Origin of the sequence: Bacillus cereus group sp. RP43 (assembly GCF_040459645.1) — a bacterium.
In the GTDB taxonomy this organism is placed as follows: domain Bacteria; phylum Bacillota; class Bacilli; order Bacillales; family Bacillaceae_G; genus Bacillus_A; species Bacillus_A mycoides_C.
On sequence record NZ_JARVHQ010000002.1, the window covers coordinates 394,759 to 411,023 of the forward strand.

Consider the following 16,265-nt stretch of genomic DNA (forward strand, 5'->3'; position numbering starts at 1 on the left):
GCCTTTTTTAAAACGTTAAATGCTATATACTTTAACTTAAAATTTTTTAATATAAATTTTTAAAACGTGCTTCGATTTTATCTGGCGTCATTACCCCGCCTCCAATAGGGATAATTTGATTATCCCTCTGTAAAAGCAATGAAGGATAACTATTAACACCAAGCTGTCGAACTTTATTGAAATCGTTTTGGACATCTATTATTGTTTCTTGAGCGTTTAAACGTTCTAGTACTTGTTCAGGGTCTAAACCATGCTCAATTGCAATCTTACGATATGTTTCAGGGTCACTCAGACTTTGTCCCTCATAATAAAACGCTTTTTGCATAGCCGAAGTGAATTCTAATAAACGGTCTGGCGCTAATGAGCGTAAAGCTGAAAAACCAATTGCAGCATCTTTCGAATTCATTTTAAAAGTCCCTTCTTCCACCAATTTTTGATATGAAGGACCAAATTCTGCACCTGTAAGTTGATTAATTCTTTTATTTCCCTCTTCTATATATGAGAAGTTTTTCATTGGTAAATTATCTAAAAATAACCCTCCACATATAACCGTTAACGGCACTTCAGTGTTTTTTTTGTAAAATCCTTTAATACTTTCTGAAAAGCCATAGCACCATCCACAATAAGCGTCCCATACGTAAATAAGGTTATCTTGTTTCGTCTCCATTTAAATCTCCTACCTTTATTTTTATTAACCAGTCCAGCTATCACTTAAAATTCTCAGCTAACTTTTTGGTTTATATAAGTACATCTTTTTTATATCTTGTTTTTTTATGAGCTACCTTACTATATTTCCCCAAAACTAACCCTTTCAAAAAAATCAACTAAGATTTTTAACAAAAGATAACGCTACACATTATTGCCCCAAAGCAGAAAATACTATAGTTTGGAATATGCATTACCTTTAATCTTTTAGTGACTTTCTAGACTGAGCGACAATGTGTGGGCCACCTTCCTTAAATAAATATACTAACCGTATTTTTACATAAAGCAGAATTAATTGTAACAACTTTAGTTACAACCTTTATGTAACTATAATAGTTACAACTAAAACAGAAGTCAATTCTTTTTTTAGAATTTAATAACATAAACATAATTATAAGCCCTATCGTAAATAAATAAGTAGACCTTATCTCATTACACTCCTTTCAGATGTACAAAAATTCTATGAGCAATATTTTCTTATTTGCACAGTAATCCTCACAAAAATAAAATTACTATATATAAATATAAAAAAGCCCCCTGCTTTATAACAGGAAACTTTTTTGCATATTATTAACCTACAGACCCAAAATCCCTACAATCTGACGAGCTTTAGCATTATCAATATAATAATGCACCTCTAATCCTCTTCTTTCTGTACGGAGTACGGTTTTTCTCAATTTTGATAAATGCTGTGAAACAGTGGATTGAGGGAGTCTTAATATTTCCGTTAACTGTGTAACATTGCATTTTTTATGATGCATTAATTCATTTACAATTTGTAATCGTACTGGATGCGCCATAACCTTTAATAAATCTACGTTCTCTTCCGAAATTTCTTTTACATTTCGATCATTTTTTAATGCTATCATTTCACAGTCCCCTTTATTATTTATTTCTATTTTCCTATTATCCTTATACATAAGTACTTATAGATGAATACCTTTTATCCTGTTGAGAAAATATATTTCTTATCTGCTTTATAGTTTAAGGAGTTCTTTTAAGTCTAATTCTATTGCATTCATACTAAATAACATTCCCACTAATAAATAACATGTTATATAACTATATAAAAACTCTACCAAGTTACTAAAGGAATCTCCTTTCCCCTATCGAATTATTGTAAAGGGAAAGGAGATGAATGTATGGAAATTCTAGGATTAGATACTCGCGCATTAGCGACTTTAGGTGCACTTGAATACACAAATCGTCGTAATAAATTAGTCGAAGACTCAGACAATAACATATACGAGTGTAAAGAAATGAAAGAAATACTACAATCACTTCCTAAAGAGAAGCAGATTGAGATTCTTGAAAATCAAGCTTATTTTGAAGCAGTGGCAAAGATGATTGAACAAAACAATTTAATTCTTTTAGAACAGATGAAAGCTCTACAACTAATCCAGAAATAATAAACTTATGATTGATTAATCTTACATACGCTCCCATAAATTATCTATCTTTATCTAGCATACTAGCCTCTGTTTTTACAGAGGCTTTTGTTATACTCTTTTTCATCTCTTAAATTTGAAGGGTTTCTTTTACATGTATAAATAAATTTTCTAATAAGCCTGGTGTAGATTCTAATCCCTCCTTCTCACTCTCTTCTGTTACAGCACTTACAAACTCCCACATTACTTGTGGCCTAATGGTTCTACAAATCGTTTTTCACGCATTTCAAATGTTTTTATCTTCATTTTGAACACCGCCCTTATTTAATACTTTTCTTTCCTGCTAATGGTAATACCCGCGTTATTATCGCTTGTCAGTAGATTACAATATTATGTATAATGAAAATATCATTTTTCCAACAAATGTTAATAAATAGATACTATAAGTACATACAAAACGTATCATCAGCAATCGATATATTAACAGATTTATTCAATGTACACTCAGATACATACATGGGAATCAAAACTATGGAATTTTATCATTTTAGCCAAGAAGACTCCTTCCTCAAGGAACGCGAAGTTAGTAGGCGGGAGATGAATTGGCTTCGGACAAGGGATGGCAGGAAGCCATCTTAATTGTTCGACATACATAAACTGTTACTTCACTATCTATCGAATGTACGTTTGTTGTATAATAGAAACATACCGAAATGGAGGTGAAATGAAAGATGATTAATAAAGCATATAAATTTCGTATCTATCCAAATAAAGCACAAGCAACCCTAATCAATAAAACGATTGGCTGTTCTCGTTTTGTATTCAATCATTTCCTATCTCTATGGGATAATGCATACAAAGAAACAGGGAAAGGTTTGACATATGGTACATGCTCTGCCAAACTCCCTGCCATGAAGAAAGAGTTTGTTTGGCTAAAAGAAGTGGATAGTATCGCGATTCAGTCGTCTGTTCGCAACCTTGCGGATGCTTATACACGCCTTTTCAAAAAACAAAATAATGCCCCGCGTTTCAAATCTAAGAAAAACAACGTACAATCTTATACCACAAAACAAACAAATGAAAACATTGCCATTGTAGGAAACAAAATAAAATTGCCAAAACTAGGTCTTGTTCGATTTGCCAAAAGTCGTGAAGTAAAAGGACGTATTTTAAATGCTACAGTTAGACGAAACCCTTCTGGCAGATACTTTGTGTCATTGTTAGTTGAAATAGAAGTGCAAGAACTTCCGAAAACAAACTCTTACATTGGAATGGATGTGGGACTAAAAGATTTCGCCATTTTGTCAGATGGAACAACCTATAAAAATCCGAAGTTTTTTCGATCATTAGAAGAGAAGTTGGCAAAAGCACAGCGTGTTCTTTCTAGAAGAATGAAAGGATCTTCTCGCTGGAATAAACAACGAGTAAAAGTAGCTAGAATTCATGAATACATGACGAATGCTAGAAAAGATTACTTGGACAAAATCTCGACTGAAATCATCAAAAACCACGATGTTATCGGTATAGAGGATTTGCAAGTATCAAATATGTTAAAGAATCATAAGTTAGCAAAAGCAATTAGTGAGGTATCATGGTCTCAGTTTCGAACTATGTTGGAATACAAAGCAAAATGGTACGGCAAACAAGTCATTGTTGTATCGAAAACATTTGCTTCAAGCCAATTATGTTCTTGTTGTGGATATCAAAACAAAGACGTTAAAAATCTAAACCTACGTAAATGGAACTGCCCTTCTTGTCTTACACACCATGATAGGGATATTAACGCAAGTATCAATCTAAAGAATGAAGCGATAAGGCTTCTAACCGCAAGGACTGTGGAGATAGCCTAATAAATTAGAGTTCGATAGAACTCTTTACTTAGGAATCCCCCTCTTCTAAACGAAGTGAAAGTGGGGGTAGTTCAAGTACAGATTGAATTAATACAAGATGGAAGATTGGTAGCAAATGTACTCAAGGAAAAAAGAGTTTTCGATTTGATTAATGTTATAAAACTACTTGAAGTGACATCTACCGAACAAATTGAAAACATATTCAGGGGGAATTTCAAATGAAAACATTTGGTAAAATATTATTAGCAGGAACATTGGCTCTTGGCGGTTTAACAGCAATGAACGTGGAAACACCCAAAGCTCAAGCAGATGGAGCGAGCGAATTTTGCCGATACATTTGTGGTCCTAAAGAAACGTTGAACAATTTCACAATTCAACTTTCAAATACAGAATACAAAATGGGACAAAATATTATCCTACGAGCAACAAATGATAATGCATATGATGTACATTACCAAGCATCTGTAGAAAAACAATACGATACTGGTTGGGATTATTATGACGCTGATTTTCGCTATGGTTCACTATTACCAGCTGGAACAAACGTATATGAAGATTTTGATGCTGAGACTGGCAATGGTGGAGCAATTTCTGAACCAGGAACATATCGCATGAAAATTGAAGTAACGCATGCTGATGGCCACGTTGACACAATGTACACAGCGCCAATTACATTAGTAAATTAAATAAGGAGTTCGCTTCACATCTTATAGTATATAGTTTAATAATGTCATTAAATATTTACATGGACATAATGGATAATGAAAGGAAGGTTTATACCTTCCTTTTTCTTATATTTTAGAATAAATAACGTATCCCTCCTGAATGTTGTATATAAAAAAACAAGGCAACACCTGTCATGATAATTAAAAATACTTGATAATAATCAATCATCTGTAATACCCCCTTCATACAAAAATAAGCTCAACAAAATATTCACTTAATACACATGTAATAAGGTAAAAAATGTAAAATTCAGCTACAATCTCATTCATAATTTTTAAAATTAATTCTCTCCTTCTTTTAAGAATACTTCTAAACTTGATAGATTACGTTATATCGCTACTCTTGTATGCAGAATTACATATCAAACTCTATTGAAAACCATTCTCATTGTAACTATAATGGTTTCAGGGAGTGTTATTTTTATTTCCTTTTCAAATCTCGCAATATATTAAAGGAGGAACTAGTATTATGAAAAAAGTTATTTTATCAGGGGCATTAGGAATTGCAGTACTATCAGGTATGAACTTACCAGGAGCAGAGGCACCAAAAGCGAGTGCAGCAACTACGAATTTAGAAATTCAAGAAGTTACAAAATATTACTCTATGAGTTCTTATGAAGTGTCTCAAAAGGAAACATTTAATCTCAATAAAGGAGAGGAACTTACAGTCTTTGTACAAAATTCTGGGTTCCCAATTTCTTATACGGTCTTTGATGCAGATAACCAAGTAATTGGCACCTACAATGCTAATTCACCATATGGCCGCGTATTCAAAGCACAAAAAGACGGTAATATTTCTGTACAATTTCAAGCGGGTGCAAATTCTTCGTACATGAAAAAGATGAATTTCACAGCTAAATTTGCAGTTTCTAAACTTAACTAACAATCAAAATTTCATTATCCTCTTTCAAAAAATTAAAAAGGTATATCCTTTCAATAGGATATACCTTTAACTTTAGTGAATTTTATATTGACCTGATAATTGCTCTTGCGCCATACGCACTAAACGTTTGGTAATTTCTCCACCTACTGAACCATTCGCTCTTGCTGTTGAATCCGGTCCAAGTGTAACACCAAACTCCTGAGCAATTTCATACTTCATTTGTTCAATTGCACTTGCTGCAGCTCCTACCAAAATCTCGTTTGAATTATTATTTTCGCGAATTTGCATTTCTTACACACCTCCATTGAATTTGGTAATATCATGCTCTATTTCCAGAAAAATATGTAAAAAGATCAAAAAAAAGACGCATTAAGGTGTCTTTTTTCAATATGTTTTTATCAGAGGCAAAATAAAAAGCAAAGCCTTTTGGCTACGCCCTTCACGCGCTTGAAGAAGGAGAATTCTTTCGAGGAATTCGTTAAAACAAAAAGAACTTGTAGGAATCTCTACAAGTTCTTTTTAGTTTCAGGTGAATATACGAGACAAACTATCTTACAGATTCATCATAGAAACTACAGGGGTAATGCTTTGACAAATATATTATATAACAAATATTAACAGCCATAAATTTTAATTTTGAAAATTATGTGAATTAAGAACAAAATTAGCTTTTTTCTTAACTATTATTAATTTCGTTTACTACTAACTTCTTTTTCCTTAAATAAACTGCTCGATCCGATTTTTTTGCAACTTCTTGTGAATGCGTAACTACAATTACACATTTATCCTCTTGATGAGCGAGCTCCTGAAACAACTCAATAATTTCATTTGCTGTTTCTCCATCAAGGTTTCCTGTTGGCTCATCAGCAATCAATAAATCGACATTGCAAGATAGTGCTCGAGCAATTGCTACACGTTGTTGTTGTCCACCACTTAGTTGCAAGACATTTCGTTTCGCTTCTACTTCTGTGAGTCCTACCTTCTCTAATAATTCTAATGCTCTTGCTTTTTTATTTTGTACCTTCACACCTGTAATTTCCATTGCCGTTAGTACATTCTGAAGAGCGGTCATATAGGTAATCAAATTATACGATTGGAAAATTACGGATACATTTTGATTACGGTATCGATCCAAACCAATTTTTCGAATATCCTTGCCATTATATAGTACATAACCGTTTTTAGGTATGTCCAGCCCACAACCTAAGCTAAGAGTTGTGGTTTTGCCAGATCCAGAGGGCCCTAAAATCGTGTAAAAATGCCCTTTTTGAAAAGAAAAATTAACATTATCTAGTATCGTTACTTTTTTCCCGTTACTTTCATAATAATAATCTAAGTTTTTAAATTGTAAAATCGTCTCCATATCGAGCCTCCTTATTCATCTTTTAAAAGAATTTGTTTTGGATTTAAGCGTAGAATAGATAATGCTGGAAGAAGCGTTGCTAATATAGCAATAGCTAGTCCAATTCCCCCCATTTTTCCTACATCTTCTCCCGTTACACTTACATCAATTTTATCAATTGGATCTTCGTTTTGGTTTTGTGGAGTACCACCAGCTCCAACCATCATTACACTACCATTTTGTGAATTGTCTTTTTCTTCGCTTGCTGTAGCAATTTCACTCGAAAGTAAGTTATTCCCTACGAATTGAGAAACTTTAGCTCCTGTTGTTAGGGATAATCCTAACGCTAAAATAGCAATACATACTACTTCTACTACGAACTGCGCCATCAGTTTCCATTTTTTCTCTCCAATGGACAATAAAATCCCCATTTCCTTACGACGTGCTTTAATCGATAACATAATGATTAATCCTAAGATAATCGCACCTGCAATAGATACCATATAGATAATCATTTGAGACGTAGAAGCGATATTTTCGATAGGACCAATCATTTGTTTGTACAATGAATCTTGTGCATCTAACTTAAAATAATTAAAATCAATATCAGATTTTTTTGCTTCTTCTTTAAATGCATCAATGTCTTGTGGATCGTTCAATAAGTACACAACTTGAATACTACTACTCATACCTTCATCTGTTTCTAACTTTTTCAAAGTAGAGTAAGGCATATACAGTTTATTAGCTGGATTCATCATAGGAGGGGGATTTTGACCCATTGGTTGCTCATTCGTTTCGTAAATACCGATAATTTCAACTTCAAGAGTTTCCTTCTTATCCCCTGATTGAACTTTAACTTTATCTCCTACTTTCAAATTGTTTTGTTCCGCTAATCGTTTTTCCATTAAAGCTACATTCTGATCTTGCATCTGTTCTGTAATTGGTTTTCCATCAACGATTTTACTTTTTCCATTTTTAAAACTTTCTTGTAATAAAGTCTTGCGAACTCCTTCTATCATAAGAGAAGAATTCATATCTATTTCTGAACCTGAACCTGATCCTCCCACCATTGCAACGTTACCTTTTCCTTTTCCTTCTCCTTCTGAAGCTCCTACTAATTTAAACCCATCCGCAATTCCGAAATTATTGGTTATATAATTATAGTCTTTTACATGCTTGGACTTCGCTAATTGGTCTGCTTCTTTTGTGTTGAGCTTCGGCGGCTTAGGCATCTCGCCAGTTTCCCTAGCTTGTTGACCTAATTTGTCAAAATCAAGACCTAAAGTAACATCTGCACCTAGTTTTTTTCTTGCTGCATCCGCAGCTTTTTTTGATGCATTTTGGATTGTGAATCCTGCCAGCACTAAATTTGTAACAATCAGGAAGACTGCCATCAAAATTAATGATGTTCCTATTCTTTTTTTCATACTGAGAATTGCGCGTTTTATAAAATTCATTTTTCCTAACCTCCTTGATAGCTGTTATTCTATATACGCTATCTAGAGTTTGTATGGAGTTACTCAGTAGTTTATCTAGAGATATATGGAGTTTATGTGTATTTATTCATTGACCTTAGCAAGAAAAACTGGAACACAAATTAGAATACACAATTGATTTTGAATATTGGTAGAGAGCCAGTCCATTAATGTGGAGTGAGGACGAATGGAATGATCGTACATATAAAACTAGTAAAATAGAAAAAACCACCGAAAGGTGGCTGTTAAGCGGTACGTGTTTGTTCCATTAATTTCACGGTTTTTGTTAGTTTTTCACCATTTCGATAAACGGTTACTTTAATTGTATCCCCCAATTTTTTCTTTTCATATAAATATTTACGGAATTGAACGACATTTTCTATTTTTTGTTCATCCAATGCAATCACAACATCATACTGTTGTAAGCCGCCCTTTTCTGCTGGTGATTGATTTGAGATATTCCCCAACACGGCACCATTTGATATCTCTTTTGGTAATTTTAATTGATTACTTGCAGAATCTGTCATTTTCTCTACATCTAATAACTGTACACCCATCATTGGACGTTTAACTGTTCCCTCTTTTTCAAGAGACCCTAGGATTGTTTTGGCTATATGAATCGGGATTGCAAATCCAATTCCTTCAACAGCTTGTTGTGCAATTTTACTCGAATTAATTCCAATGACTTCACCCTGTTCATTAAATAAAGCTCCTCCACTATTCCCAGGATTAATAGCTGCATCTGTTTGAATGACCTGTGCTTGCCAATCCACTTGTTGATTTCCAAGTGTACTAACAGGTATTTCTCGTTCCTTGCTACTAATAATCCCCTTTGTTACACTACCTTCTAGCCCCAATGGATTCCCAATGGCTATTACCGTTTCCCCTGTACGAATTTTTTCTGAGTCTCCAAGTGTTGCTACTCTTTTTACATCTGCCCCGTCAATTTCTAATACCGCTAAATCTAATAATGGATCTGTCCCTACTACTTTAGCGGGAACCTTTTTACCATTATTCAATTTCACTTCTACTTTATTCGCACCGTCTATCACATGATTATTTGTAACAATGAAAGCCTTATTGCCGTTTTTTTTATATATGACCCCTGATCCCGAACCAGCTTCTTCTAATTGATCTTGCGTATTAAATGAATCTGCATTTTGTTTATAGTTAATGACACCTACGACAACTTCTTTTGCAGATTCAATCATATTTTGAAGGTTGCTCACATCTTCTGGTTTGTAAGAGGTCGGCGTAACCTGATTTACTTCGTTATGTTTAGGAGATTGGTCTGCATTTCCTTTGATTTCATTTATATAAGGGATGGTCAATCCAATGGTAATTACACCAATCATTGCACCAATTATTCCTGTGAAAAAATACCCTGTTTTTTTATAGGCTTTATTCCTATTATTTTCTGTTTGATTTGTATCATAATGTCCCATTGTGAACATCCCTTTCTCCTTTAATTTCAATTGAATATTTTTATCTTCATATTTGAATTACGATGTATGAATGTGATATTTAGGAATCATCATTTCAAAAAAGAAAATTTCACCTTTAGGCATGGTTTAGACATAAATCAACTGTTTTTTCTTAGAGATAACATTATATTTGAATTTTTCTATAAATACATGTATGACGATATTCAACCCCACCTCGAGCTGGTCTCTAAAAAAAGAGCCTATTCGGCTCTCATCAAATCAATTATTCAATGTACATAGCATGTTATACGGGTATTGGCACAAAGCAGCAAGAAGGAATCATAACCTCAATTAGATTCTTTACTCTTTTGTTATAAACTTAGAGCCGAAAGTTCTCGTGAGAATGGATGGTAATAGGTTTGCGTGTAAATAAGAAGGAAGGGATAAAAATTGATAGATTGTGTATGTCGTCAACATCATGTATCATTCCTTTCTATTTGATACATGTAGCATACAAACTTAATCTGTATTCTATATGGAGTTAATCTAGAGTTATAGTAAAGATTTTCAGTACCTAGCTATTGAATACACGAAAAAGAAAGAATCAATTTGATCCTCTCTATTTTTGTTCACTAGACTTATATAGCTTTCTTTTATTTACACTTGTATATTTATTTAAGTACGGTGCTAATTTCAATTTTTGTTTTTTCTCTTTTATGCGACCATTATTCGAATGAGGGGCCATCCACAGTTGTACATCTAATAAAGAAAGAATGATGTTTGCTTCCAGTGACATCTTGATTACCTCCCTCTGTCTTGTTATGTATATAACCTATCTCATGCATCTGGAGCTGATTTGAAATACATGTAGTTTTCCTGTGAAGTTTTTATAGTGTTTCTATGTATTCTAATTCGTCTCCACATCAGCTCCAGATTGGAGGATTATAATGACTACAAGAGGTGATATAAAGATGAACTATCATATTCTGGTGGTAGAAGATGATCAAGAAATACAAGAATTAATCAAACAATTTTTAATGACACAACAGTATAAAGTTATAGTTGCTTCAGATGGATTAGAGGGCATGAAACAATTTAATAAGCAGTCCTTCGATTTAATTCTTCTAGATGTGATGATGCCAAACCTGAATGGATTTGAAGTTGCCAAAATGATTCGAAGTCAGTCAAATATACCAATTATTATGCTAACTGCGCTAGAAGAAGAACAAGATCAAATGAAAGGATTTGATCTTGGAATCGATGATTATATTACGAAACCTTTTTCTTTTCATGTTTTGATGAGACGAGTCGAAGCAGTACTGAGAAGAAGTAATAATCAAAGTACGGATAATCATTTTGTATTTAGAGAACTACATGTCGATGGCGATGCATATAAAGTATATGTAAATAAAGTTGAGGTTCCCCTAACGACAAAAGAATTCGAAATTTTGCAACTACTACTTCAAAATGAAAAAAAGGTACTCACAAGAGAAAATATCGTAGAAAAAGTTTGGGGATATGAGTATGCCGGAGACACACGAATGATTGATACGCATATGAAAAACATACGAAAAAAATTAGATATACCCTACATTAAAACAGTAAAGGGCATTGGTTATAAAATCGATGAATAGGATTGTAAAGATCATGAAGATGAAGAGAATCACCTATAAACTCTTTATGACTACATCCCTCATTTTGTTAGCCTTTGCAACCTTAATTTATGTAACTTTATACTTCTTTCTCCCTAAATTTTATGAGAAATACAAAACAGATCAGCTTCAAACGGGAATCGAAGAAATAATTGATAAATCTAAAGATCTTACGCTTCAAAATGCAACACCACTTGTTGATGAATACGCACAAAAAAATAATGCAGTGATCTACCTTCAAGATAATGAGGGAACAATTATTTATTCTCCTTCTTTTACTTTTCTTCAAAGTACTATTCAAGGAGGTGCTATTCAAGGGGGGACTCAAGCAAAAGGTTTTGTTAAAGCAGTACCATCAAGGAGTTTAGATAATCCTAGTAATTCATATGAGGCTACCAAGCCAATACAATTCCAAGATGTTAACTTAACGCTTGTGGTGTTCGCAACATTTCAACCGATCGATGAAGCATCACAGGTCTTGGTACGTTTTCTTCCCTTTATTAGTATCATTGTACTGGTTATTGGTTTAGGAAGTGCTTATTTCTATTCAAGGTTTATTACAAAACCACTTATTTATATTAATGAAGGTGCACAAAAGATGGCAAACTTAGATTTCTCCGAAAAAATTGAGGTTCGTTCTATGGATGAATTAGGGGAATTGTCCAATAGCTTGAACGATATGTCCATAAATTTACAACAAGCAATTTTTGATTTACAAAAAGCGAATCAGCAATTGAAAAGTGATATTGAAAAAGAAAGAGAAATAGAAACAAAGCGACGGGAATTTTTTGCTATTGTAGCACATGAATTAAAAACTCCTCTTACTGTTATGAAAGGTTACTTAGAAGGGATGATATATAATATCGGCCCTTATCAAAATCGTGACCAATATTTAAAGAAAAATCATCAAATAATTGGAAGTATGGAACAACTGGTTCGCGAAATTTTAAGCACGTCAAAACTAGAACAACATACCTTTAAACCACAAGTAGAAGAAGTAAATCTTTCGAAGTTAATAGGTACAATCACAAAAGACCTCGAATTTTTTGCTTCTCAAAAAGACATTCAAATAATAAAAGAAGTCGATTCTGACATTTTTGTTTATACGGATTGTGTTCTTTTAGAAAAAGCTTGTAAAAACATCATTCATAATGCAATTATGTATTCACCACTTAACGAAAAGGTCTATATAAAGTTAAGCCAAAAATCTAAGCAAAACTATATCGAAATGCAAGTCCTTAATACAGGTGTCGAAATTAAAGAAGAGAATATACAACATATATTCGAACCCTTTTATCGAATCGAAAAGTCAAGAAATCGGAATACTGGAGGGAGTGGCTTAGGATTATATATTGTAAAACAAATTTTCGAATCTCTTTCTATCACGTATTCTATGAATAATACCAAACAAGGCGTACAATTTTTGGTTACCATTCCATTATCCATCAAGTAAACAACAAAAGAGTCTCGATCTTATTTCATCCTATAGAAATAAGATCGAGATTTTTCATATAGGATACCGTCACATTGATAAATATAATTACCTAAAATATAAGTTATATTCTAATATTTTATTGCTGATAACTGACGGTATCATTATATTTCATTCTGCAGCTTATTTAGAAGAGTTATGTACATTTCGAAGAAGTTCTTCAATAAGTTTTGTTTTTTCATTCACCTTTGTGGCATATGTGAAATCACCATAACAATATGGATACCTAAAATTATTTTTATTTCCACCACAAGTGTACATCGCTGGATTTTGATCAACTTTCATCTTAGAAAACTTTTTAGCCGAATCTTCCGAGTGTTGTTTAACTTCTTGACTGGCAATAAAATCAATATACCCTGGTCCCATATTATAGCTTTGAATAATTGCATCCATGCTAACATCTTTTTCCGTTCCATATTTGTACATTTTAGCAAAGTGTTTTACCCCTTGTTCAATGCTCAAGCTTGTCTCTTGAATTTCATTTGGCTTTAATCCAAGTGATTCAGATGACTGCATAGGGTCGTTTCCCTCACCTCTACTCTCTTGGTACATAATTCCTAATAAAACTGCTGTTTTCCCTCCTAAATTATATTTTTCTAATTCTTTTTTCAAGGTAGGCTCATATTGCAATACACGTTTTTCGGTAGCGAGCGCTTTATTTTGTTGAATATTAGTTTTATGATTAATATATAGTATTCCAAGCATTGTTCCTAAACCTAAAATACTAATAAGGAATACTTTAATAATTTGTTTTTTACTCATATCCTTCATATATTTCTCCTCGTATAAGAAATTCAATTTTTCAATGGCGGTTGGTTATTTACAAAATATATAATAATCATCTATTTCTCTACCCCTTTCAGACTCAAATTTATTTCTTTTAGGTTTAAAGTTTAATATAGAAATTTAAAGATAAGATAAAGATAAGATAAAGATAAAATAAAGAAAAGATAAAGTGCATTTTTAGAGCACTTTAAAAAGATATTGGTACAAACGAATATGTGGGACAAGTTGTAGATATGAATGGATATAGTGATAATCGAGAGGTTATCATACAAGTTATTAATTATGGAGATATCATTCTAGAAGAAGTTTTACTTTAAATTTACTTTGCTCATTTACCGCCTTCTAACAATCAGCATCACACATGGCTTAATACATTACTGAAAAGAAAAAAGCTCTGCACTATGCAGGCTTTCTTTATGATTTCACCGCTAAATTTTTCATAAAACTTTCTATAGAATTCGCCTGAAATATACGTAAATGAGGAGATTGAACGTCGTAATGTTTGCCAGTAATGATAAGGATTGAAGGAAAGAATTTAGAAACTTTCGGTTGCCAGGATTCATTGTGCCATTCTTGGCTATGGAAGTATAACTCGTATCTGTTTATCTTATCTTGCATTATTTTTTTACTGTACACTGACTTTTGAACTTCAATAAAGAATGGTGATCTACGCCATATAGTAAAAGCATCCGGCTCCATATATTCTTTCCCATACTTTGGTTCAACTTTAAATAGTTTAGGATTTTCATAATGAACGAGTTGTTTGTATACGTCCACAATACCAAGGAAATGAGGGATTTTTTGACTTGTCTTTCTGATAGAACTTGGCTGCGGAAAATAAATGTATGGGTGCTGTAATACGTTAGCATCAACATAGCCGTCTCTTCTTAATCGTTTCATAACCGTATTACAACAAGTTACCGCATTCTTTAAGCCTTGAAAATGCAAGTCAATAATATCGTCACGGGACATACATCTAAATCGCTTCAAATCATTCAAAATTCCTTTATCTCTACTCTTCATCATCTAACACCCCAAATAACGGAATTTCTTCTTGCGATGAATTCTGGAGTATTTTCTCCTCTTTAGACATGCGATATGGTTCAACAATTTGTTTCGCCTTACTTAATTCCAAATAAGGAGCTTGCACTTTCTTTAATCCATTTCGTTTTAAAATCATTTGGCCTGATAGCTCTAAATGCTCTGAACCAGGAGTACCCATGATATTACTATTAATTACACTATCACATTTAAAGCCAATTCTTACGGTCATATTGAGCTTTAACTTACCATCTAACACTTTCGCATCTGGCCGCTGCATACTAAGCATAAGAAACACCCCAAGTGATCGGCCGACCGCTGAGATCTTTTCAATTGTAGTCATACACTCTTTTTCATCTTTTAGCATGGCCACTTCATCGATAGCAAGTAGAATATATGCTTTTGGATGATCAGGATTTAATTTGTTGTACGCATCAATATGATCAACTTCATATTCTTCCATAAGTTTTCTTCGTTCTCTGATTTCCTTCCATAACTTTTGAAGCATTATTTTCATTTCAATTTCTTCCATACAAACTTCTTTCACATGCTTCACTCTACGCAAAAAATGAAATTCAGAGTTTTTTAAGTCACCAAGGTACAAATGCAACTTTTCAGGAGACATATATTGAATAAGTGTGGATAATACAACACGTACCATACTACTTTTCCCGCTTCCCGTTTCTCCTGCTATTAATAAGTGTGGTGTATTGGAATCAACCATATCGTACGTAATCGTTTTTCCAAATTGATCCCGGCCAACCACAACAGGAAGACGGTATTCTTTTAATAATGGCTGCCATTCTTTATAACAGTACTTGTAAGGTTTTAGTCCAGCAGCTGAATGGAATGCATGTAGTACAAACTTTTTCATATCCCCTTCAATCGTAAGATTCCGTCCTAATATTTGCTGAAAACAGAACCACTTCTTTTCGATTTTCTGTGGATCTAATCCGTTTGGGATGGTAAATACATATCTCACGCTTTCTTTCGAAGAGGAAACATTATGTATCTTTGGATAAATAGGCACTTTTCCCCCACGCGTTTGATGTTCCGTATATAAACCTGCTTTTCCGAACACCTCCATAAGCTGATTCCTTAACCTTTGCGTACGAAACCACTCCTTTATAATTCCCATTACTCCCTTCCCTCCTTAAAACATGATTACGATACGAACAAATACATATCCAATCAAGCAAACTCCACCAATTCGCGTGCCGTGATAAATACCTTCGCTTACAAATTTAGCTGCTGATATATAGTCATGTCGCACCAAGTATTTTTCTAACATGACTGCTCCGATTAAAATCGTTCCCATAACTCCTAATGCAATGTAAGTATGTAATACCTGATCCGACATATGAAGGAATGCGAAAGGACTTAATGAATTGTATTTACGGATTTTCTGTTCTTTATCTTTGTATGACCGATCCATAAACTCGCGAAAAGGAATTGTTTCCTTCCTAGTACGCATTTAAATGCCCCCTTTATAAACAGAATTT

General features: G+C 33.4%; 17 protein-coding genes. 6 read left to right on the forward strand and 11 right to left on the reverse strand.

From position 1 onward, the window contains the following. Positions 1-46 precede the first annotated feature (46 nt). Together QCI75_RS28635 and QCI75_RS28640 are read right to left on the reverse strand one after the other, a co-directional pair. Positions 47-667, reverse strand: a complete 621-nt coding sequence (locus tag QCI75_RS28635) for a DsbA family protein (protein ID WP_002150885.1) — start codon at positions 665-667, stop codon at positions 47-49. Positions 668-1,280: 613 nt separating this feature from the next. Continuing rightward, a complete protein-coding gene (locus QCI75_RS28640; protein WP_002144281.1) occupies positions 1,281-1,574 on the reverse strand; it encodes an ArsR/SmtB family transcription factor in 294 nt (97 codons plus the stop codon). Positions 1,575-1,847: 273 nt separating this feature from the next. On the opposite strand from QCI75_RS28640, the gene QCI75_RS28645 reads away from it, so the two are divergent. From QCI75_RS28645 to QCI75_RS28660, 4 genes are all read left to right on the forward strand, one after another. Further along, positions 1,848-2,114, forward strand: coding sequence for a hypothetical protein (locus QCI75_RS28645; RefSeq protein ID WP_113735992.1), 267 nt, complete (start codon positions 1,848-1,850; stop codon positions 2,112-2,114). A gap of 710 nt (positions 2,115-2,824) precedes the next feature. Further along, positions 2,825-3,943 (forward strand): IS200/IS605 family element RNA-guided endonuclease TnpB, encoded by a 1,119-nt coding sequence (tnpB, locus tag QCI75_RS28650; RefSeq protein WP_353761912.1) that lies wholly within the window; start codon positions 2,825-2,827, stop codon positions 3,941-3,943. Positions 3,944-4,161: 218 nt separating this feature from the next. Continuing rightward, entirely contained in the window at positions 4,162-4,629 is a 468-nt protein-coding gene (locus QCI75_RS28655) for a hypothetical protein (RefSeq protein WP_353761914.1), read from the forward strand. A gap of 508 nt (positions 4,630-5,137) precedes the next feature. Next, complete coding sequence (locus QCI75_RS28660; RefSeq protein WP_353761916.1) at positions 5,138-5,551, forward strand: hypothetical protein; 414 nt, start codon at positions 5,138-5,140, stop codon at positions 5,549-5,551. A gap of 72 nt (positions 5,552-5,623) precedes the next feature. Here QCI75_RS28660 and QCI75_RS28665 read toward each other — a convergent pair whose 3' ends face one another. The 5 genes from QCI75_RS28665 to QCI75_RS28685 form a co-directional block, all read right to left on the reverse strand. Then, positions 5,624-5,839 (reverse strand): alpha/beta-type small acid-soluble spore protein, encoded by a 216-nt coding sequence (locus QCI75_RS28665; protein WP_001167057.1) that lies wholly within the window; start codon positions 5,837-5,839, stop codon positions 5,624-5,626. A 388-nt stretch (positions 5,840-6,227) separates the two neighbouring features. Then, on the reverse strand, positions 6,228-6,914 hold the full coding sequence (locus QCI75_RS28670; protein ID WP_002150937.1) for an ABC transporter ATP-binding protein: 687 nt from the start codon (positions 6,912-6,914) through the stop codon (positions 6,228-6,230). 11 nt (positions 6,915-6,925) lie between these two features. Next, on the reverse strand, positions 6,926-8,350 hold the full coding sequence (locus QCI75_RS28675; protein ID WP_097833394.1) for an ABC transporter permease: 1,425 nt from the start codon (positions 8,348-8,350) through the stop codon (positions 6,926-6,928). Positions 8,351-8,613: 263 nt separating this feature from the next. After that, positions 8,614-9,822 (reverse strand): S1C family serine protease, encoded by a 1,209-nt coding sequence (locus QCI75_RS28680; protein ID WP_353761972.1) that lies wholly within the window; start codon positions 9,820-9,822, stop codon positions 8,614-8,616. A gap of 589 nt (positions 9,823-10,411) precedes the next feature. Continuing rightward, a complete protein-coding gene (locus tag QCI75_RS28685) occupies positions 10,412-10,588 on the reverse strand; it encodes a hypothetical protein (protein WP_002017115.1) in 177 nt (58 codons plus the stop codon). 151 nt (positions 10,589-10,739) lie between these two features. Here QCI75_RS28685 and QCI75_RS28690 point away from each other — a divergent pair, with 151 nt between their 5' ends. Both QCI75_RS28690 and QCI75_RS28695 read left to right on the forward strand, forming a co-directional pair. Beyond that, positions 10,740-11,426 (forward strand): response regulator transcription factor, encoded by a 687-nt coding sequence (locus QCI75_RS28690; protein ID WP_353761918.1) that lies wholly within the window; start codon positions 10,740-10,742, stop codon positions 11,424-11,426. 13 nt (positions 11,427-11,439) lie between these two features. Beyond that, positions 11,440-12,897 carry a sensor histidine kinase gene (locus QCI75_RS28695; RefSeq protein ID WP_353761920.1) on the forward strand — a complete coding sequence of 486 codons (1,458 nt, stop codon included), beginning with the start codon at positions 11,440-11,442 and terminating at the stop codon, positions 12,895-12,897. A 162-nt stretch (positions 12,898-13,059) separates the two neighbouring features. On the opposite strand, the gene QCI75_RS28700 is transcribed toward QCI75_RS28695, so the two are convergent. The 4 genes from QCI75_RS28700 to QCI75_RS28715 form a co-directional block, all read right to left on the reverse strand. After that, the gene (locus QCI75_RS28700) at positions 13,060-13,707 is read right to left on the reverse strand and encodes a lysozyme family protein (protein WP_002169578.1); all 648 of its coding nucleotides are present in this window, start codon (positions 13,705-13,707) and stop codon (positions 13,060-13,062) included. 429 nt (positions 13,708-14,136) lie between these two features. Beyond that, positions 14,137-14,712, reverse strand: coding sequence for a replication-relaxation family protein (locus QCI75_RS28705; protein ID WP_353761974.1), 576 nt, complete (start codon positions 14,710-14,712; stop codon positions 14,137-14,139). Between the two features lie 22 nt (positions 14,713-14,734). Then, positions 14,735-15,901, reverse strand: a complete 1,167-nt coding sequence (locus tag QCI75_RS28710; RefSeq protein ID WP_353761922.1) for an FtsK/SpoIIIE domain-containing protein — start codon at positions 15,899-15,901, stop codon at positions 14,735-14,737. Positions 15,902-15,916: 15 nt separating this feature from the next. Continuing rightward, positions 15,917-16,237, reverse strand: coding sequence for a hypothetical protein (locus QCI75_RS28715; protein ID WP_353761923.1), 321 nt, complete (start codon positions 16,235-16,237; stop codon positions 15,917-15,919). Positions 16,238-16,265 lie beyond the last annotated feature (28 nt).